This is a genomic window from Pseudomonas sp. BIGb0278, assembly GCF_024809895.1.
GTDB lineage: Bacteria > Pseudomonadota > Gammaproteobacteria > Pseudomonadales > Pseudomonadaceae > Aquipseudomonas > Aquipseudomonas shirazensis.
The window spans coordinates 313,237-332,204 of the sequence record NZ_JANUEL010000003.1 but is presented as its reverse complement, the minus strand read 5'-3'; the positions used below and the strand labels follow the sequence as shown (position 1 = coordinate 332,204).

Below are 18,968 nucleotides of genomic sequence, written 5' to 3'. Positions count from 1 at the left end.
ATAGAACGCGGGTGCCAAGGAAGGCCGAAGCACGGCTCTGCCGTTGATCCAGCGCAGGCCTCGCGCTGCGGATGATTGGGCCGATGGTCCTGTACATGGTGTGCGCGGCGTCAAGTCTCCGCTATAATCGCCGGCTTGCTGTTCCCCGTGCGTGTCGATTACCGCCGGGGCGCCTGACAAATCGCGGCTTTGCCAAGCCTGAAAGGATCACCATGTTCGAAAACCTGACCGACCGCCTGTCACAGACGCTGCGCCATGTCACCGGCAAGGCCAAGCTGACCGAAGACAACATCAAGGACACGCTGCGCGAAGTGCGCATGGCGTTGCTCGAAGCCGACGTTGCGCTGCCGGTGGTCAAGGATTTCGTCAACAGCATCAAGGAACGCGCAATCGGCACCGAGGTGTCGCGCAGCCTGAGCCCGGGCCAGGCGTTCGTGAAGATCGTCCAGGCCGAACTCGAAAGCCTGATGGGCGCAGCCAACGAAGACCTTGCCCTGAACGCCGCCCCGCCCGCCGTGGTGCTGATGGCCGGCCTGCAGGGTGCGGGCAAGACCACCACCGCCGGCAAGCTGGCGCGCTTCCTTAAAGAGCGCAAGAAGAAGTCGGTAATGGTGGTGTCTGCCGACGTCTATCGTCCGGCGGCGATCAAACAGCTGGAGACCCTGGCAGGCGAAGTCGGCGTGACCTTCTTCCCGTCCGACATCAGCCAGAAGCCTGTGGCAATCGCTGAAGCGGCGATCCGCGAGGCCAAGCTCAAGTTCATCGACGTGGTCATCCTCGACACCGCCGGTCGTCTGCACATCGACAGCGACATGATGGACGAGATCAAGGCGCTGCACGCTGCGGTCAAGCCGGTCGAGACCCTGTTCGTGGTCGACGCCATGACCGGTCAGGATGCCGCCAATACCGCCAAGGCGTTTGGTGATGCGCTGCCGCTGACCGGCGTAGTGCTGACCAAAGTCGACGGTGACGCCCGTGGCGGTGCCGCGCTGTCGGTACGCTCGATCACCGGCAAGCCGATCAAGTTCATCGGTATGGGCGAGAAGAGCGACGCGCTCGAGCCGTTCCACCCTGACCGTATCGCCTCGCGCATCCTCGGCATGGGCGACGTGCTCAGCCTGATCGAGCAGGCCGAGCAGACCATCGACAAGGCCAAGGCCGACAAGCTGGCCAAGAAGCTGAAGAAGGGCAAGGGCTTCGACCTCGAAGACTTCCGCGACCAGCTGCAACAGATGAAGAACATGGGCGGCCTCGGCGGCTTGATGGACAAGCTGCCGAGCATCGGCGGGGTCAACCTGTCGCAGATGGGCAATGCCCAGGGCGCGGCCGAGAAGCAGTTCAAGCAGATGGAAGCGATGATCAACTCGATGACCCCGGCCGAGCGCCGCGATCCCGATTTGATCAGCGGTTCGCGCAAGCGCCGCATCGCCCTCGGCTCCGGCACTCAGGTGCAGGACGTCGGCCGGTTGATCAAGCAGCACAAGCAAATGCAGAAGATGATGAAGAAATTTTCCACCAAGGGCGGCATGTCGAAGATGATGCGCGGCCTTGGCGGCATGATGCCAGGTGGCGGCATGCCCAAGATGTAACCCTACTCAGGCCAGTGGCGCGAAGGCGCGGCTGGCCGGGATCCCGCTTCGGCGGGGACACCGCTGCCTTGCGAGAGGCAGCTTTATCGCAGATCGGCAGGCGGGTCTTTTTTCAGGGTGAACAACCCGGTGAAAAAAGGCATTTGCAAATGTCCGGATATTCCTTGAGAATATGCGGCCTTTCGGGCACCCGTGTGCCCGCTGTGCATCATGATTTGCAGCACCGACTACAGGAACGATGTTCAATGCTTACCATTCGTCTTGCCCGTGGCGGCTCCAAAAAGCGCCCGTTCTACCAACTGACCGTAACCGACTCGCGTAACCCGCGTGACGGCTCCCACATCGAACAGGTTGGCTTCTTCAACCCAGTCGCTCGTGGTCAGGAAGTTCGTCTGTCCGTTAAACAAGACCGCGTTGCTCACTGGTTGAGCGTTGGCGCACAGCCGTCTGAGCGTGTTGCTCAGCTGCTGAAGGAAGCTGCCAAGGCTGCTGCCTGAACAGTATGAACGCGACGCCAGAAAAGGCTGACGACCTCATCGTCGTTGGCAAGATTTTTTCGGTACACGGCGTTCGCGGCGAGGTGAAGGTTTATTCCTTTACCGATCCGATTGAAAACCTGTTGGATTACCAGAACTGGACGCTTCGGCGCGAAGGGACGGTCAAGCAGGTCGAGCTGGTCAGTGGCCGTTCCAATAAAAAGGAGCTGGTCGCCAAGCTCAAGGGCCTCGACGATCGTGACGAAGCACGTCTTCTGAGCGGTTACGAGATTTGCATCTCGCGAAGCCTTTTGCCCAACCTGACTGACGACGAGTACTACTGGTACCAGTTGCAAGGTCTGAAAGTCATCAACCAGGACGAGCATCTGTTCGGCACGGTTGATCACCTGTTGGAGACCGGCGCGAACGATGTAATGGTGGTCAAGCCTTGTGCAGGCAGCCTGGATGACCGTGAGCGTCTGTTGCCCTATACGGCGCAATGCGTGCTTGCAGTCGACCTTGAAGCCGGCGTGATGCGGGTCGAATGGGACGCGGATTTCTAACTGATGGGTAACCTTCGCGTAGAAGTCATCACGTTGTTCCCCGAGATGTTCTCGGCCATTACTGAGTACGGCATTACCAGCCGCGCGGTGAAGCAGGGCTTGTTGCAAGTCACTTGCTGGAATCCGCGGGACTACACCACAGATCGTCACCATACGGTGGATGATCGGCCGTTTGGCGGTGGTCCGGGGATGGTGATGAAGATCAAGCCTCTGGAAGATGCACTGGCTAGCGCCAGGCAAGCGACCGGAGCAACGGCGAAGGTGATCTACCTCTCGCCACAGGGCCGCAAGCTGGATCAGCAGGCGGTTCAAGGCTTGGCCGAACAGGAATCTTTGATCCTGATCGCCGGCCGATACGAAGGCATTGACGAGCGCTTTATTGAGGCTCATGTCGATGAAGAGTGGTCGATTGGTGACTATGTACTTTCCGGTGGCGAGCTGCCGGCCATGGTACTGATCGATGCGGTTACGCGGCTGCTGCCCGGAGCTTTAGGGCATGTAGGCTCGGCGGAGGAAGATTCCTTCACCGATGGCTTGCTGGATTGCCCGCACTACACCCGACCTGAGGTGTATGCGGATCAGCGTGTACCCGACGTGTTGCTAAGTGGCAACCATGCACATATCCGGCGATGGCGGATGAAGCAGTCCCTTGGTAGGACCTTCGAACGTCGCGCCGATCTTCTGGAAAGTCGCTCACTTTCTGGAGAAGAGAAAAAGCTGCTCGAGGAATACCTCCGCGAGCGGAACGATAGTTAACGTATCGATGGTGGATCACGTTTTCCACCTTAGGAGCACAGCATGACTAACAAAATCATCCAGCAGCTCGAAGCAGAGCAGATGAGCAAGGAAATCCCTACCTTCGCACCAGGCGACACCATTGTCGTCCAGGTTAAAGTGAAGGAAGGTGATCGTTCCCGTCTGCAGGCATTCGAAGGCGTTGTTATCGCCAAGCGTAACCGCGGTCTGAACAGCGCCTTCACCGTGCGCAAGATCTCCAGCGGCGTTGGCGTTGAGCGTACCTTCCAGACCTACAGCCCGCAGATCGACAGCCTGGCCGTGAAACGTCGTGGTGACGTGCGTAAAGCCAAGCTGTACTACCTGCGTGACCTGTCCGGCAAAGCCGCTCGCATCAAAGAAAAACTGTCCTGAGTACAGTTTGACTGGCGGCTGCGGCCGCCATGCGAGAAAAAAAGCAGCCTTCGGGCTGCTTTTTTGCTTTCTGCAACCTTGCCTTAGTGATGTGACATAACCATGACCAATACCCGCGAGCAGGAAATCCAGCGCCGCACCGAACTGTCGATAACCCGCGTGACCAAGGCGGTGTTCCCCAACACCACCAACCACCACAACACCTTGTTTGGCGGCACCGCGCTGGCCTGGATGGATGAAGTGTCGTTCATCGCCGCAACGCGCTTTTGCCGCTTGCCGTTGGTGACCGTGTCGACCGATCGCATCGACTTCAAACACCCGATCCCGGCCGGAACCATCGTCGAGCTGGTCGGCACTGTGATCAAGGTGGGCAATACCAGCTTGCAGGTGCAGGTCGATGTGTTCGTCGAGAACATGTATCTGGATGGCCGCGAGCGCGCCATTCATGGGGTCTTCAGCTTTGTCGCCATCGACGAGGACAAACGCCCGGTGCCGGTGCTGGCCGGGTTCTGACGGCTGCAGCGCGGAGCGCCGATGACAGCGTGTCGGTGGCTGTGAAACACTCAGCCCATCTTCCCTGGATAGCGACTGTGCATGCCCGCCCTCGACCACCCTTTGATTGACCAGTTTCTCGATGCGCTATGGCTTGAGAAAGGCCTGTCCGACAACACCCGCGTGTCCTACCGCAGTGACCTTGCGCTGTTCAACGGCTGGCTGCAGGAGCATGGCGTTGCCCTGCCAGATGCTGGTCGCACGTTGATTCTCGATCACCTGGCCTGGCGCCTCGATCAGGGTTACAAACCGCGCTCGACGGCGCGTTTCATCTCCGGCCTGCGTGGCTTCTTTCGCTACCTGCTGCGGGAGAAGCTGATCGCGGTCGATCCCACCCTGCAGATCGACATGCCGCAACTGGGCAAGCCACTGCCCAAGTCGCTGTCGGAGGCTGACGTCGAGGCGTTGCTGCAGGCGCCGGATCTCAGCGAGGCTATTGGTCAGCGTGATCGGGCCATGCTCGAGGTGTTGTATGCCTGTGGTTTGCGCGTTACCGAACTGATCAGTCTGACCCTTGATCAGGTCAATCTGCGCCAGGGCGTGGTGCGGGTAATGGGCAAGGGTAGCAAGGAACGGCTGGTGCCAATGGGTGAGGAAGCTGTGCTGTGGCTGGAGCGCTATGTGCGTCATGGCCGCCCTGAGCTGCTCAACGAGCGCCCCAGCGACGTGCTGTTCCCCAGCCTGCGCGGCGAGCAGATGACCCGGCAGACCTTCTGGCACCGGATCAAGCACCAGGCCAAGGTTGCCGGAATCGACAAGGCCCTGTCGCCGCACACCCTGCGTCATGCCTTTGCCACGCACCTGCTCAATCACGGTGCAGACCTGCGCGTGGTGCAGATGCTGCTGGGCCACAGTGACCTGTCGACCACGCAGATCTACACCCATGTAGCCAAGGCTCGGCTGCAGCAGCTGCACGCACAGCACCATCCGCGTGGATGAAGCAAATTCATGTTGCGCCGAGCGGTCGCTGAGGGCTCATTCAGCACAGCCTGATGTGGTAGGCTTGGGCGGTTTGCACCAAGGGCCGCACGGTCGCCGCGGTTTTTTACCCGCAGGTGACGTCTTCGGCCCGGTCCGTCTTCAGGAGTACCCCATGCGCGTGACCCGTATCATTGCCGCCGCCGCCTTGGCGCTGGCCAGTACCTTTGCTGTGGCTGCAACCAGCGAAACCAACAATGGCGCCGAGCAGGCAATCCGCAAGAGCCTGCAGACCCTCGAGCTGGAAGTGCCGATCGAGAGCGTCGCCAGCAGCCCGCTCAATGGCCTCTATGAAGTCAAGCTGCAGGGCGGCCGCGTGCTCTACGCCAGCGCCGACGGCCAGTTCGTCATGCAGGGTTATCTGTTCCAGATCGCCGACGGCAAGCCGGTCAACCTGACCGAGAAGACCGAGCGCCAGGGTATCGCCAAGCTCATCAACGGCATTCCAGCTGCCGAGATGGTGGTTTATCCTGCCAAGGGCGAGACCAAGTCGCATATCACCGTGTTCACCGACACCACCTGCCCGTACTGCCACAAGCTGCACGCCGAAGTACCCGAGCTCAACCGTCGCGGTATCGAAGTGCGCTATGTCGCCTTCCCGCGCCAGGGCCTGGGTTCGACCGGTGACGAGCAGTTGCAGGCCGTCTGGTGCTCCAGCGACCGCCGCGCGGCGATGGACAAGATGGCCGATGGCAAGGACGTCAAAGCGGCCAAGTGCGTCAACCCGGTGGGCAAACAGTTCCAGTTGGGCCAGTCGATCGGTGTCAACGGTACGCCAGCCATCGTGCTCGAAAGCGGGCAGGTGATTCCTGGTTACCAGCCAGCCCCGCAAGTGGCCAAGCTGGCCCTGGCTGCCGGCAGCAAGTAATCCAATTCAGTGCGCCGTCGCCATGCGGCGGCGGTAGTTTTCACGGTCGGCCGAGTGCCGGCCGTCCTATGGGGAGTTCACAGTGAAACCGGTCAAAGTAGGCATCTGTGGGTTGGGGACCGTCGGTGGCGGTACCTTCAATGTACTTCAACGCAACGCCGAGGAGATTGCCCGTCGTGCCGGGCGCGGTATTGAAGTTGCTCAGATTGCCATGCGCTCGCAGAACCCGAACTGTCAGATTACCGGTACCCCCATTACCGCTGACGTGTTCGAGGTTGCCAGCAACCCGGAAATCGACGTCGTCATCGAACTGATCGGCGGCTACACCATTGCCCGTGACCTGGTCCTCAAGGCCATCGAAAACGGCAAACATGTGGTTACCGCGAACAAGGCGCTGATCGCCGTGCATGGCAACGAGATCTTTGCCAAGGCGCGCGAGAAGGGCGTTATCGTTGCTTTCGAAGCCGCCGTTGCCGGTGGTATTCCGGTGATCAAGGCGATCCGCGAAGGGCTTTCGGCCAACCGCATCAACTGGCTGGCCGGGATCATCAACGGCACCGGTAACTTCATCCTCACCGAAATGCGCGAAAAAGGCCGGGCGTTCCCCGATGTGCTGGCCGAAGCGCAGGCGTTGGGTTACGCCGAAGCCGATCCGACCTTCGACGTCGAAGGCATCGATGCAGCGCACAAGCTGACCATCCTGGCCTCGATTGCCTTTGGTATCCCGCTGCAGTTCGACAAGGCCTACACCGAAGGCATCACTCAGCTGACCACTGCTGACGTCAACTATGCCGAAGCACTGGGCTATCGCATCAAGCACCTGGGCGTGGCTCGTAGCACCGAAGCCGGTATCGAGCTGCGCGTGCACCCGACGCTGATCCCGAGCGACCGCCTGATCGCCAACGTCAATGGCGTGATGAACGCGGTCATGGTCAATGGCGATGCCGCGGGTTCCACGCTGTACTACGGCGCTGGCGCCGGCATGGAGCCGACTGCTTCGTCGGTGATCGCCGACCTTGTCGACGTGGTACGGGCGATGACCTGCGACCCGGAAAACCGCGTGCCGCACCTGGCCTTCCAGCCGGATTCGCTGTCGGCCCACCCGATCCTGCCGATCGAAGCCTGCCAGAGCGCCTACTACCTGCGCATCCAGGCCAAGGATCACCCCGGTGTGCTGGCTCAGGTCGCGAGCATCCTCTCCGAGCGCGGGATCAACATCGAGTCGATCATGCAGAAGGAAGCCGAGGAGCAGGACGGCCTGGTGCCGATGATCCTGGTCACTCATCGCGTGGTCGAGGAGCACATCAACGACGCGATCCTGGCTCTGGAGAGCCTGCAGGATGTAGTCGGCAAGGTCGTGCGCATCCGCGTCGAGCAGCTCAACTAATTTCGCCGTCGGGCCGCGTCTGCGGCCCGGGCCCCAGCATTGAAGGTTTGCACCATGCGCTATATCAGCACTCGCGGCCAGGCACCGGCCCTGAACTTCGAAGACGTCCTGCTTGCCGGTCTCGCCAGTGATGGCGGCCTGTATGTGCCGGAGAACCTGCCGCGTTTTACCCAGGAAGAAATCGCCTCGTGGGCCGGCCTGCCATACCACGAGCTGGCCTTCCGGGTGATGCGCCCGTTCGTGGCCGGCAGCATTGCCGACGCCGACTTCAAGAAGATCCTCGAAGAAACCTACGGCGCCTTCGCCCATGCGGCAGTGGCGCCGCTGCGTCAGCTTGGCTCCAATGAATGGGTACTGGAGTTGTTCCACGGCCCGACCCTGGCGTTCAAGGACTTTGCTCTGCAACTGCTCGGCCGCCTGCTCGATCACGTATTGGCCAAGCGCAACGAGCGCGTGGTGATCGTCGGTGCTACCAGCGGCGATACCGGCTCGGCAGCTATCGAAGGCTGCCGCCGTTGCGACAACGTCGACATCTTCATCCTGCACCCGCATCAGCGCGTATCGGAAGTGCAGCGCCGGCAGATGACCACCATCTTTGGCGAAAACATCCACAACATTGCCATCGAAGGCAACTTCGACGATTGCCAGGAGATGGTCAAGGCCAGCTTCGCCGACCAGTCGTTCCTCAAAGGCACGCGCCTGGTGGCAGTCAACTCGATCAACTGGGCGCGGATCATGGCCCAGATCGTCTACTACTTCCACGCCGCCCTGCAGTTGGGCGGGCCGGCGCGTTCGGTGGCGTTCTCGGTGCCGACCGGCAACTTCGGCGACATCTTCGCCGGTTACCTGGCGCGCAACATGGGCCTGCCGATCAGCCAGCTGATCGTCGCAACCAACCGTAACGACATCCTGCACCGCTTCATGAGCGGCAATCAGTACGTCAAGGAAACCCTGCACGCGACCCTGTCGCCGTCGATGGACATCATGGTTTCGTCCAACTTCGAGCGGCTGCTGTTCGACCTGCACGGGCGCAACGGTGCGGCGATTGCCGAGTTGATGGCCAACTTCAAGCAGGGTGGTGGTTTCAGCGTCGAGCAAGACCGCTGGACCGAGGCGCGCAAGCTGTTCGATTCGCTGGCGGTCAGTGACGAGCAGACCTGCACGACCATTGCCGAGGTGTTTGCCAGCACGGGTGAGGTGCTGGATCCGCACACGGCGATTGGCGTGCATGCTGCGCGTGAGTGCCGGCGCAGTCTGGATACGCCGATGGTGGTGTTGGGGACGGCGCATCCGGTCAAGTTCCCCGAGGCGGTGGAGAAGGCTGGGGTGGGCAAGGCGTTGGAATTGCCGGCGCACCTGACTGACCTGTTTGAGCGGGAAGAGCGGTGTACGGTGTTGGCCAATGACCTGAAAGTGGTGCAGGGGTTTGTTAGCCAGCATGGCAATCGCGGTAAGCCATTGTGATGGGGTAGCTGGGGGACGGTCCCCTCGCTCCGGTCTTGCTCCCGGGGGACCGCGCTGTACGGGCCATCCTGGCCCGCAGCGCTTGCCGGCCATCCATGGGCCGTCACCTCCCTTCGCAAGACCTGCGCTCGGCCTCCTGAGTCGCCGGTGGATCAACATCAAAAGCAGATCAAGATCAAAAGCACGCCTCGCTGCGCTGGCGCAGATTAACAGCGGGGCCGCTTCGCGGGTGAACCCGCTCCCACAGAGTTCGCGTTGCCAGGAGTGGTGTGCAGTATGGAAGCGAGGTTGCTGGAGCGTCGAACCAAAGGTCTGCTGAGAGCATCGCATCCTGTGGGAGCGGGTTCACCCGCGAAGGTCTGCGAAGCAGACCCCATTCACGGATTGTCCTGTTCGCACTTTCAGCCTTTTCCTATATCCCTCGCACTTGACCCTTTCTACAGTTGGCGCTACTTCAACCCGGGCGCGCGGCGCTCAGGAGCGCCCTATGTACCGGCTCAACGTCGTCATCTATCACACTCGTCCCGCCCAGCAGATCAGCCTGCATCAGGCTTGCAATGCTCAGGGCATATTCAATGTGCGCATCGCCGACAACCTGGTCATCGCCACAACCTTGCTGGCTCGCCGGCGTGCACCTGATCTGCTGATCATCGACCACGCCATGCCCAGTGCCGACGGCAAGGCGTTGCTGCAGCACCTGAGCTTGACCTGCCCATCTACGGCGTTGCTGTTGATCGGTCAGCCCCGTCCCGCGCATCTTGATATCGCCCAGCAGGCCCGGCAAAAAGGCTTGTGGGTGGTCAACGAACTGGCCTGGCCTTTGTCGATGCCAGCATTGCAACGAACGCTGCAGCGAGTAGGTGGCAGCCGCCATAAGCCTGCTGTGAGCGATTTTCAAACTGTCATGATGCGCGCGCATGCTCACTGAACCCCGCAGCAACGAACTTTCTGCGGCCGCCAAGGGTCAGTACCCATATAGCCAAAAAACAAGTGAGTGCGCCGGATGGAAAGAATTTGCAGACTGCTCAATGATGCTCTGACCCCTTACCAAGCTCACCTTGCCGCCGCCGATGCCAATGGCAATCGGCAACTGGTTCTGCGTGACCCTCAAGGCAATGTCACCCTGCAACGGGCTGTCACCTCGCGACAATTGCAGGAACAGAGCCTGCTGATAGATCTGGTCGATGGCCTGCATCGGGATGTGCAGATTGCCGAAGGACGTCTGCAGCCTTGTGTGATCGCTGCCCTGCAGCAGCGCCAACCGATTCACGGAACCTTTGCCAGCTGATTGCGTCTTATTTGCTAATGGCAGCCCAGCGGCGCTTTGCTCCGGTGACGTTGAGCTGCCACGGAAAGTCCAGATGACTTTCGCTTGACCCCGGTCGTCTTCCCCAGCGACCGGGGTTTCTTTTTTCTGGCTCAGGGCGTGGCGTAGGCCTGATCGTCGGCCAGCTCTGCGGCCCGCTGCATATACGCTTCGCGCTGCTCTGGATCTAGCCAGCGGGCATACAGATCCGGCAATGTGTCACGGCGCAGCGCCGGCAACAGTTTGTCGATATGGCCGATCGCCTCACGCCCGAGCGGTGTGTCGGAACAGGCGACATGCATTAGCTGGTAGGGCTGCACGCTCTGGATCGGATAAAAACGGTAACTGTGCGTATCCGCGCCTTGCTGATTGAGCAGGTAGCGCAACTCTGGCCAGTAACCCAGCACCAGCTGCAAACGGCCCAACTGCTGCATCTGCAGCAAGCTGGCGGTCGCTTCGGTGCCGTAGTGACGGTTGAAAGCGCTGTCGGGCAGTTGCCTGAGCAACTTATCGACCGAGGCGCTGTAACTGCGCTCGGCAACAATCCCGAGCTTCAACGTGCTCTGGGTCAGTAGGCGTTTGAGGTCGACGCTGTCGCCTTGCAGGTAAGGTTCGATCAGCGCCTGGTCCTCGTTGCGCACCAACAGGCCGCTGCTCAACGTGGCCATGGTCGGGCTGGAGAAATAAGCGTACTTGGCCCGCTCCGGGGTCCACAGCAGGGTAGGGTCGCAGGTGAAGGAGGGCTCTTGCAGCATCTGGATGCCGCGGGCGCGGTTGACCCGGACGATGCTGTGCTCGTACTCGGGCATCTGCGCGATCAGCAGCGGCAGCATGCGGTCGAGCACGCCCTGGCCTTGTTCAGGCCCTTCAAAGATCGTGAAGGGCGGCAGATCGCGGATCAGCCACAGCAGCTTTTCCTTGGCCGTGGCTACGCCGGGCAGCAGCGCGCAGCTAACTGCAAGCGTCAGCAGCCAGCGTAACTTGAGCCTGAACACCACGGCGGCGCGGTTCAGACCGCGCCGTCCTTGCGCAGCCGGGCAATGGCTGCAGCATCGTAGCCAAGCCCGCTGAGCAGCGCCGTGGTGTGTTCGCCCAGCGCCGGGCCAACCCATTCAGTCGAGCCTGGCGTGTCGGACAGCTTCGGCACGATGCCGGGCATCTTGAACGCTTTGCCATCGGGCAAGCGGCCCTGCAGGAACATTTCGCGGGCCAGAAACTGCGGGTCGCTGAACATGTCCTCTGCCGAGTAGATCCGGCTGGCCGGCACCTGCGCGGTGTTCAAAACCTCCAGTACCTGTTCCAGCGGCAAGCCATTGACCCAGCGATCGATCACGCCGTAAAGCTCGTCACGGCGCAGGTCGCGGCCGTCGTTGCTGGCCAGGGTTGGGTCATCGGCCAGGTCGTCGCGGCCGATTGCCTGCATGAAGCGCTTGAAGATCGCATCGCCGTTGGCGCCGATCTGCACATGCTTGCCGTCGGCGCTGGTGTGGATGCATGAGGGAGTGATGCCGGGCATGATGTTGCCGGTGCGCTCGCGGATAAAACCGAACACGTCGAATTCCGGCACCATGCTTTCCATCATGGCGAAGATCGCTTCATACAGCGCCACATCGACCACTTGCCCGGCACCACCATTGACCTCGCGGTGACGCAGCGCCATCAATGCACCGATCACGCCCCACAGGGCGGCAATCGAGTCGCCGATGGAGATACCGGTACGCACGGGCGGGCGATCATCGAAGCCGGTGATGTAACGCAAGCCACCCATCGATTCGCCGACCGCACCGAAGCCTGGCTGGTCTTTCATCGGCCCGGTCTGGCCGAAGCCCGACAGGCGCACCATGACCAGGCGCGGGTTCAGCGCATGCAGCACGTCCCAGCCCAGGCCGAGTTTTTCCAGCACGCCGGGGCGGAAGTTCTCGATCAGGATGTCGGCTTCGGCCAGTAGCCGCTTGAGGATCTCGCGACCTTCCTCGTGCTTGAGGTTCAGCGTCAGCGACTGTTTGTTGCGCGCCTGGACGAACCACCACAACGACGTGCCTTCATACAGCTTGCGCCATTTGCGCAGCGGATCACCGCCGTCGGGCGATTCGACCTTGATCACCTCGGCGCCGAATTCGGCGCAGATGCGCGACGCAAAGGGGCCGGCGATCAGGGTCCCGAGCTCGATGACTTTGAGGCCGGCGAGGGGTTTGCTGGGCGTGGGCATGGGGGCATCCGTGGCGGCAGAAACAAAGCGCTGGTTTTATCACAGCTCGCCTGCGGCAGATACTGTCGCGACGCAAGCAGGGCAGGATCAGTTAGACTAGCCGACTTTCTCCAGCTAGAAGCCCGTCACCCATGGCCCAGCCGTCCACCACCTACAAGTTCGAACTGAACCTGACCGACCTCGACCGCAACGTCTACGAAAGCGTCAAGCAGACCATCGCCCGCCACCCTTCGGAAACCGAAGAGCGCATGGCCGTGCGCCTGCTCGCCTACGCGCTCTGGTACAACGAGCAACTGTCGTTCGGCCGTGGTCTGTCGGACGTCGACGAGCCTGCGCTGTGGGAAAAGAGCCTGGATGATCGCGTCCTGCACTGGATCGAAGTCGGCCAGCCCGACGCTGATCGACTGACCTGGTGCTCGCGTCGCACCGAGCGCACCAGCCTGCTCGCCTATGGCAGCCTGCGCGTGTGGGAAACCAAAGTGCTCGGCGCGATCAAGAACCTGAAAAACGTCAACATCGCTGCCGTCCCGCAAGATGTGCTGGAAGTCATCGCCAAGGACATGCCGCGGGTGATCAAGTGGGATGTGATGATCAGCGAAGGCACGGTGTTCGTCACCGACGACCGCGGCCAGCACGAAGTGCAGCTGCAGTGGCTGCTCGGCGAGCGCGGCTGATTTCAACCTTTATAGACTGCTGAAGACCCCATGCGTATCGAACCCCGCCCGTTGCCGCCCACCCTGCCTTTTCTGGGTGCCTTGCCGCCGTTGCTGACCCGCCTGTACGCCGCTCGCGGCGTGCAATCGGAGGCTGAGCTGGACAAGAGCCTGGCCCGTCTGCTGCCGTATCAGCAGCTCAAGGGCATCGATGCGGCGGTCGATCTGCTGGTCGAGGCGCTGGACCAGCGCCAGCGTATCCTCATCGTCGGCGACTTCGATGCCGATGGCGCCACCGCCAGCACCGTTGGCGTGCTGGGCCTGCGGCTGCTGGGCGCGGCGCATGTCGACTATCTGGTGCCAAACCGCTTCGAGTACGGCTATGGCCTGACCCCGGAAATCGTCGAAGTCGCGCTGCAGCGCCAGCCGCAGCTGCTGGTCACCGTCGACAACGGTATTTCCAGTGTCGAGGGCGTTGCCGCTGCCAAGGCGGCCGGGCACAAGGTGCTGGTGACCGACCACCACTTGCCCGGCCAGCACTTGCCGGACGCCGACGCCATCGTCAACCCGAACCAGCCAGGCTGCGAGTTCCCCAGCAAGTCGCTGGCCGGGGTAGGGGTGATCTTCTACGTGCTGATGGCCTTGCGCGCGCGTTTGCGCAGCCTTGGCCGTTACCAGACCCAGGCGCAACCGAACATCGGCGAGCTGCTCGACCTGGTCGCGCTGGGCAGTGTCGCCGACGTGGTGCCGCTGGATGCCAATAACCGCATCCTGGTCCATCAGGGCCTCGAGCGAATTCGTGCCGGTCGCGCCCGCGCTGGCTTGAAGGCGATCCTGGAAGTCGCTCGCCGTGACTACCAGCGCATCACCTCGACCGATCTGGGCTTTATCCTCGGCCCGCGCCTGAACGCCGCAGGCCGGCTGGACGACATGAGCCTGGGCATCGAATGCCTGCTTTGTGACGACCCGGCGCTGGCCCGCGACATGGCCGAGCAGTTGGACGGCCTCAACCAGGACCGCAAGTCGATCGAGCAGGGCATGCAGCGCGAGGCGCTGGCCCAGCTTAAGGACCTGCCGCTGGAGTCGATGCCGTATGGCCTGTGCCTGTTCGATGCCCAGTGGCACCAGGGCGTGATCGGTATCCTCGCCTCGCGCCTGAAAGAACGTTACCACCGCCCGACCATTGCCTTTGCCGATGCGGGTGAGGGCGTGCTCAAGGGCTCGGCGCGTTCGGTGCCAGGCTTTCATATCCGCGATGCGCTGGATGCCGTGGCTGCGCGTCACCCGCAACTGATCAGCAAGTTTGGTGGTCACGCCATGGCCGCCGGTTTGTCGCTGCCGGCAGAGAACTTCCCGGCGTTTGCCGCCGCGTTCGACGAAGAAACCCGGCGTCAGCTCAATGAAGACGACCTGACCGGGCGGTTGCTGACCGACGGCACCCTTGCGGTTGAAGAATTCCACTTGGACCTGGCCCGCGCCCTGCGCAACGCCGGCCCGTGGGGCCAGCATTTTCCCGAGCCGCTGTTCCATGGTGTGTTCCAGCTGGTTGAGCAGCGTGTGGTCGGCGAGCGGCATTTGAAGGTGGTGCTCAAGAGCGAGTGCGGTGCGGTCAAGCTCGACGGTATTGCCTTCGGTATCGACCGCGAAGTCTGGCCCAACCCCACCGTGCGTTGGGTCGAGCTGGCCTACAAGCTGGACGTCAACGAGTTTCGCGGCAACGAAAGCGTGCAACTGATGATCGCGCACATCGAACCACGCTAACCGGCTGCTGCAGGGATACTCCTGCGACCGGGCTGAACCCTGGTCGCAGCAAACTGGTCTAGGCTCAAGAGAACCGGTACCAGGCCACGGCTGCACATCAGTGCCCGGGCCGGTCACCCATTTGGAGTCCCAGGGAGATCCCCCATGAGCCTGCTGTTAGAGCCCTACACCCTCCGCCAGTTGACCCTGCCCAACCGCATCGCCGTGTCGCCGATGTGCCAGTATTCGGCGGCCGATGGCTTGGCCAATGACTGGCATCTCGTGCACTTGGGCAGCCGTGCCGTAGGCGGGGCCGGGCTGGTCTTCACCGAAGCCGTGGCGGTCACTGCCGATGGTCGGATTACCGCTGAAGACCTCGGTCTGTGGGATGACCAGCAGATCGCGCCGCTGCAGCGCATCACCCGCTTTATCACTGCCCAGGGTTCGGTACCCGCCATTCAGCTGGCCCATGCCGGGCGCAAGGCCAGCACTCATCGGCCCTGGCTGGGCAAGCACGGCAGCATCAAACCGGAGGACGGCGGCTGGCAGCCGGTCGGCCCGTCGAAAATAGCCTTCGACCCGGAGCACACTGCACCGCGTGAGCTGAGTACCGGCGAGATCCAGGAGATCATCGACGCCTTCGTCAAAGCCGCCGAGCGCGCGCTCACTGCGGGTTTCAAGGTGGTCGAACTGCACGCTGCCCATGGCTACCTGCTGCATCAGTTTCTCTCGCCGCTGAGCAACCAGCGCCGCGATGAATACGGCAGCAGCTTCGAAAACCGCATTCGCTTTACCCTTCAGATTACCGAGGCTGTGCGTGCGGTATGGCCCAAAGAGCTGCCGCTGTTCGTCCGGGTGTCGGCCACCGATTGGGTCGAAGACGGCTGGAACCCTGACGAAACCGTCGAGCTGGCGCGCCGCCTGCGTGCGCTAGGGGTGGACTTGATCGACGTGTCGTCGGGCGGCACTTCGGTCAACGCCGAGATTCCCACCGGCCCGGGCTATCAAACGCGCTTTGCCGAGCGCGTGCGCAAAGAGGCGGAGATTGCCACCGGCACCGTCGGCATGATCACCGAACCCGCCCAGGCCGAGCACATTCTGCGCACGGGGCAGGCTGACCTGATCTTCCTCGCCCGTGAACTGCTGCGTGATCCGTACTGGCCGCTGCATGCCGACGACGATCTGGGTGGCAACAAGGCCACGTGGCCAGCGCAATACCAACGGGCAACCCACCGCGCCAACCCGATTCACGAGTCCGACCTGCGCGACGCCTGACGTTGATGTGGCTGCCTTGTCGTCGACAGAAGACGGCGACAAGGCAGCCAACACGGCTAGTGCTTGAACATCACATGGCGGACACAGGTGTAGTCCTCCAGCCCATACATCGACATATCCTTGCCGTAGCCCGATTGCTTCTGCCCGCCGTGGGGCATCTCGCTGATCAGCATGAAGTGCGTGTTGACCCAGGTGCAGCCGTATTGCAGGCGTGCGGCAAGGCGGTGCGCGCGGCCCACGTCAGTGGTCCACACCGATGAGGCCAGGCCGTACTCGGAGTCGTTGGCCCACTCCAGCGCCTGGGCTTCGTCGGCAAAGCGAGTGACGGTGACCACCGGGCCGAACACCTCATGACGGGCGATCTCGTCGTCCTGCAGCACGTCGGCCAGCAGGGTCGGCGCGTAGAAGAAGCCTGCACCCTCCAACACCTTGCCGCCAGTGACCAGGCGGATATGCGGCTGGTCGAGGGCGCGTTGCACCATGCCTGCTACCTTGTCGCGGTGTTGCGCACTGATCAGTGGGCCGAGTTCGGTGTCGGCCGCATCCTGAGGTCCTGGCTTGATGCTGGCGACAGCCTGGCCCAGGCGCTCGACGAAGTCATCGTAGATGGCGTCCTGCACATACAGCCGGCAGGCGGCGGTGCAGTCCTGGCCGGCATTGTAGAAACCAAAGCTGCGAATGCCAGCGACGGCCGCATCGAGATCGGCGTCATCGAAGATCAGCACTGGCGCCTTGCCGCCCAACTCCATGTGCATGCGCTTCACGCTGGCGGCAGTGGCGCCGATGATGTTCGCCCCGGTCGGGATCGAGCCGGTCAGCGATACCATGCGTACGCGCGGATGAGTGACCAGCGGCGTGCCCACAGTCGCGCCACGGCCAAACAAAATGTTCAACACACCGGCCGGGAAGATCTCGCGGGCCAGCTCGGCCAGGCGCAGCGCTGTCAGCGGGGTCAGCTCGGAGGGCTTGAGCACCACGGTGTTGCCTGCGGCCAGTGCCGGCGCGATCTTCCACGCGAGCATCATCAGCGGGTAGTTCCACGGCGCAATCGAGGCGACCACGCCCAATGGGTCACGCCGCACCATCGAGGTGTGCCCCGGCAGATACTCCCCTGCCGCCGAACCGCCCAGGCAGCGCGCCGCCCCGGCGAAATAGCGAAACACGTCGACAATGGCCGGGATCTCGTCATTGAGGGCGGCGGCGAGGGGCTTGCCGCAGTTCTGCGATTCGAGGCTGGCCAGTTCTTCGCCGTGTTGCTCAATGGCATCGGCCAGCGCCAGCAGGGCCAGCGAGCGGTCTTTCGGGCTGGTCTGCGACCAACTGGCAAAGGCGCTGTCGGCGGCGCGCACGGCGCTGTCGACCTGCGCCTCGCTGGCCTCGCTGATCTGCGCCAGGGCAGTGCCTGCGGCTGGGTCGAGTACGGTCCAGACTGGGCCTTCACCGGCCACCAGTTGGCCGTTGATCAGCATCTGGGTGTGCATGGGGCAATCCTCCGAGGCATTTGCGATGGTCGATAGCGTAGACCACTCACTGCAGCTCATTGGCTACCCGGCTGGTGACCTCGACGACCTGGCGTGCGCCGCGGCTGATTTCGTCCATCGCGTTGCCGGCCTGGCTGGCCAAGTCCTGCACCGCGCAGGCATGCTCGCGGCTGTTCTGAATGCCTTTGAAGGCGCCATCGGCCAGTTCTCGGTTCAGACGCACTACCTCGAAAATGTCCCGGGTGGCCTCGGTAGTGCGCGCGGCCAGGCGCCTGACTTCATCAGCAACCACAGCAAAGCCACGGCCCTGATCGCCGGCACGGGCGGCCTCGATGGCCGCATTGAGTGCCAGCAGGTTGGTCTGCGCCGCGATCCCGCCGATGATCTCGACGATCGCACCAATGTTCAGCGACTGCGCCTGCAGCGCTTGCATGTCCTGGCCAACGCTGGCCATTTCCCCGGCGATGGATTGCATGGCCGACGCGGCCTGCATGACTACTGTCAGGCCTTGCTGTGCGCTGTGCTCGGTGGTCAGCGAAACATCATGGGCGAGGTCGGCAGCGCGGCGCACGAGGTCGGCCTTTTCCACCTGTTCGGTTACCACATTGGCGAACTTGGCCACCTTGTAGAGGCGACCGTGCTGGTCCTTGATCGGGTTGTAGGTCGCTTCAAGCCATACGCTATTGCCGCGGGCGTCGATACGACGAAAGCGCCCCGCCACGAACTGCCCGCGATTGAGCGCTTGCCAGAACTGGGTGTAGTCGGCGCAGGCGGCGTCCTCGGCAGAGCAGAACATGCGGTGGTGCTTGCCGAGAATCTGCGTCAGGCCATAGCCCATGGTGTTGAGAAAGGCTTTGTTGGCGTCGAGCACCATGCCGTTGAGGTTGAACTGGATGATGGCGGTGGAATGGTCAAGGGCGTTGTACAACTCCAGCCCGTCCCGGTCACGGCGGCTGGTGCCGGGGCTGGCGCAGCCGTAGCCGTGATGTTGGCCCAGCGCGTCGCGCAACCAGCATAGCTGAAGTAGCACCGGGCGACCGTCGGCGCCCCGGCAACTGAGCGACGGCGAGCCTGTCAGTGGTGCCGGCAAACTGCAGCCTGGTTCAAGCAGGGCTTCGAGCTTGACCCCGAGCAGTTGCGCGGCGGAAAAGCCCAGCGCGTTGGCGAACGGCGCATTGACCTCGGTGAAGCAGCCGTTGGCATCGAGGCGAGCGCTGAGCAGTTGCTGTTCCAGTTGGGCGAGCAGGGCTTGCAGGCTGTCCAGTTGTTGTTGGCAAG

The 18,968-nt window shown here is 62.4% G+C and carries 18 protein-coding genes and 2 pseudogenes; 15 read left to right on the top strand and 5 right to left on the bottom strand.

What is annotated here, in order from left to right:
- The first annotated feature begins 212 nt into the window (after positions 1-212).
- From ffh to M2396_RS14235, 12 genes are all read left to right on the top strand, one after another.
- Positions 213-1,589, top strand: a complete 1,377-nt coding sequence (ffh, locus tag M2396_RS14290) for a signal recognition particle protein (RefSeq protein WP_101317095.1) — start codon at positions 213-215, stop codon at positions 1,587-1,589.
- Positions 1,590-1,834: 245 nt separating this feature from the next.
- Complete coding sequence (gene rpsP, locus M2396_RS14285) at positions 1,835-2,086, top strand: 30S ribosomal protein S16 (RefSeq protein WP_101317097.1); 252 nt, start codon at positions 1,835-1,837, stop codon at positions 2,084-2,086.
- Positions 2,087-2,091: 5 nt separating this feature from the next.
- Entirely contained in the window at positions 2,092-2,628 is a 537-nt protein-coding gene (gene rimM / locus M2396_RS14280) for a ribosome maturation factor RimM (RefSeq protein WP_101317099.1), read from the top strand.
- A gap of 3 nt (positions 2,629-2,631) precedes the next feature.
- Positions 2,632-3,384: a tRNA (guanosine(37)-N1)-methyltransferase TrmD gene (gene trmD / locus M2396_RS14275; RefSeq protein WP_103436271.1), complete on the top strand. Its 753-nt coding sequence runs from the start codon at positions 2,632-2,634 to the stop codon at positions 3,382-3,384.
- 42 nt (positions 3,385-3,426) lie between these two features.
- A complete protein-coding gene (rplS, locus tag M2396_RS14270; protein WP_023629812.1) occupies positions 3,427-3,777 on the top strand; it encodes a 50S ribosomal protein L19 in 351 nt (116 codons plus the stop codon).
- Positions 3,778-3,879: 102 nt separating this feature from the next.
- Positions 3,880-4,290: an acyl-CoA thioesterase gene (locus M2396_RS14265; protein WP_188035502.1), complete on the top strand. Its 411-nt coding sequence runs from the start codon at positions 3,880-3,882 to the stop codon at positions 4,288-4,290.
- 81 nt (positions 4,291-4,371) lie between these two features.
- Positions 4,372-5,268, top strand: a complete 897-nt coding sequence (gene xerD / locus M2396_RS14260; RefSeq protein WP_101317105.1) for a site-specific tyrosine recombinase XerD — start codon at positions 4,372-4,374, stop codon at positions 5,266-5,268.
- A 154-nt stretch (positions 5,269-5,422) separates the two neighbouring features.
- Positions 5,423-6,175, top strand: a complete 753-nt coding sequence (locus M2396_RS14255; protein ID WP_103436272.1) for a thioredoxin fold domain-containing protein — start codon at positions 5,423-5,425, stop codon at positions 6,173-6,175.
- Between the two features lie 82 nt (positions 6,176-6,257).
- Positions 6,258-7,562: a homoserine dehydrogenase gene (locus M2396_RS14250; protein WP_101317109.1), complete on the top strand. Its 1,305-nt coding sequence runs from the start codon at positions 6,258-6,260 to the stop codon at positions 7,560-7,562.
- A gap of 54 nt (positions 7,563-7,616) precedes the next feature.
- Positions 7,617-9,026: a threonine synthase gene (gene thrC, locus M2396_RS14245; RefSeq protein ID WP_101317111.1), complete on the top strand. Its 1,410-nt coding sequence runs from the start codon at positions 7,617-7,619 to the stop codon at positions 9,024-9,026.
- 487 nt (positions 9,027-9,513) lie between these two features.
- On the top strand, positions 9,514-9,954 hold the full coding sequence (locus M2396_RS14240) for a response regulator (protein ID WP_181088589.1): 441 nt from the start codon (positions 9,514-9,516) through the stop codon (positions 9,952-9,954).
- A gap of 75 nt (positions 9,955-10,029) precedes the next feature.
- Positions 10,030-10,314, top strand: coding sequence for a DUF3509 domain-containing protein (locus M2396_RS14235; RefSeq protein WP_101317115.1), 285 nt, complete (start codon positions 10,030-10,032; stop codon positions 10,312-10,314).
- 131 nt (positions 10,315-10,445) lie between these two features.
- On the opposite strand, the gene M2396_RS14230 is transcribed toward M2396_RS14235, so the two are convergent.
- Both M2396_RS14230 and M2396_RS14225 read right to left on the bottom strand, forming a co-directional pair.
- Complete coding sequence (locus M2396_RS14230) at positions 10,446-11,327, bottom strand: TIGR02285 family protein (RefSeq protein WP_409035102.1); 882 nt, start codon at positions 11,325-11,327, stop codon at positions 10,446-10,448.
- Positions 11,328-11,341: 14 nt separating this feature from the next.
- Positions 11,342-12,541, bottom strand: coding sequence for a CaiB/BaiF CoA-transferase family protein (locus tag M2396_RS14225; RefSeq protein ID WP_101317120.1), 1,200 nt, complete (start codon positions 12,539-12,541; stop codon positions 11,342-11,344).
- Between the two features lie 131 nt (positions 12,542-12,672).
- Between M2396_RS14225 and M2396_RS14220 the strand changes: the two genes are divergently transcribed.
- The 3 genes from M2396_RS14220 to M2396_RS14210 all read left to right on the top strand — a co-directional run bounded on the left by M2396_RS14220 (position 12,673) and on the right by M2396_RS14210 (position 16,209).
- Positions 12,673-13,215: a YaeQ family protein gene (locus tag M2396_RS14220; RefSeq protein ID WP_103436278.1), complete on the top strand. Its 543-nt coding sequence runs from the start codon at positions 12,673-12,675 to the stop codon at positions 13,213-13,215.
- Positions 13,216-13,245: 30 nt separating this feature from the next.
- On the top strand, positions 13,246-14,955 hold the full coding sequence (recJ, locus tag M2396_RS14215; protein WP_259075612.1) for a single-stranded-DNA-specific exonuclease RecJ: 1,710 nt from the start codon (positions 13,246-13,248) through the stop codon (positions 14,953-14,955).
- Positions 14,956-15,099: 144 nt separating this feature from the next.
- On the top strand, positions 15,100-16,209 hold the full coding sequence (locus M2396_RS14210) for an NADH:flavin oxidoreductase/NADH oxidase (protein WP_259075611.1): 1,110 nt from the start codon (positions 15,100-15,102) through the stop codon (positions 16,207-16,209).
- A gap of 56 nt (positions 16,210-16,265) precedes the next feature.
- On the opposite strand, the gene M2396_RS14205 is transcribed toward M2396_RS14210, so the two are convergent.
- From M2396_RS14205 to M2396_RS24370, 3 genes and pseudogenes are all read right to left on the bottom strand, one after another.
- On the bottom strand, positions 16,266-17,690 hold the full coding sequence (locus M2396_RS14205) for a gamma-aminobutyraldehyde dehydrogenase (RefSeq protein WP_259075609.1): 1,425 nt from the start codon (positions 17,688-17,690) through the stop codon (positions 16,266-16,268).
- 46 nt (positions 17,691-17,736) lie between these two features.
- Positions 17,737-18,168, bottom strand: a pseudogene (locus M2396_RS24375) (methyl-accepting chemotaxis protein); the annotation flags it as partial.
- A 120-nt stretch (positions 18,169-18,288) separates the two neighbouring features.
- Positions 18,289-18,720 (bottom strand): annotated as a pseudogene (locus M2396_RS24370) (PAS domain-containing protein); the annotation flags it as partial.
- Positions 18,721-18,968: the final 248 nt, after the last annotated feature.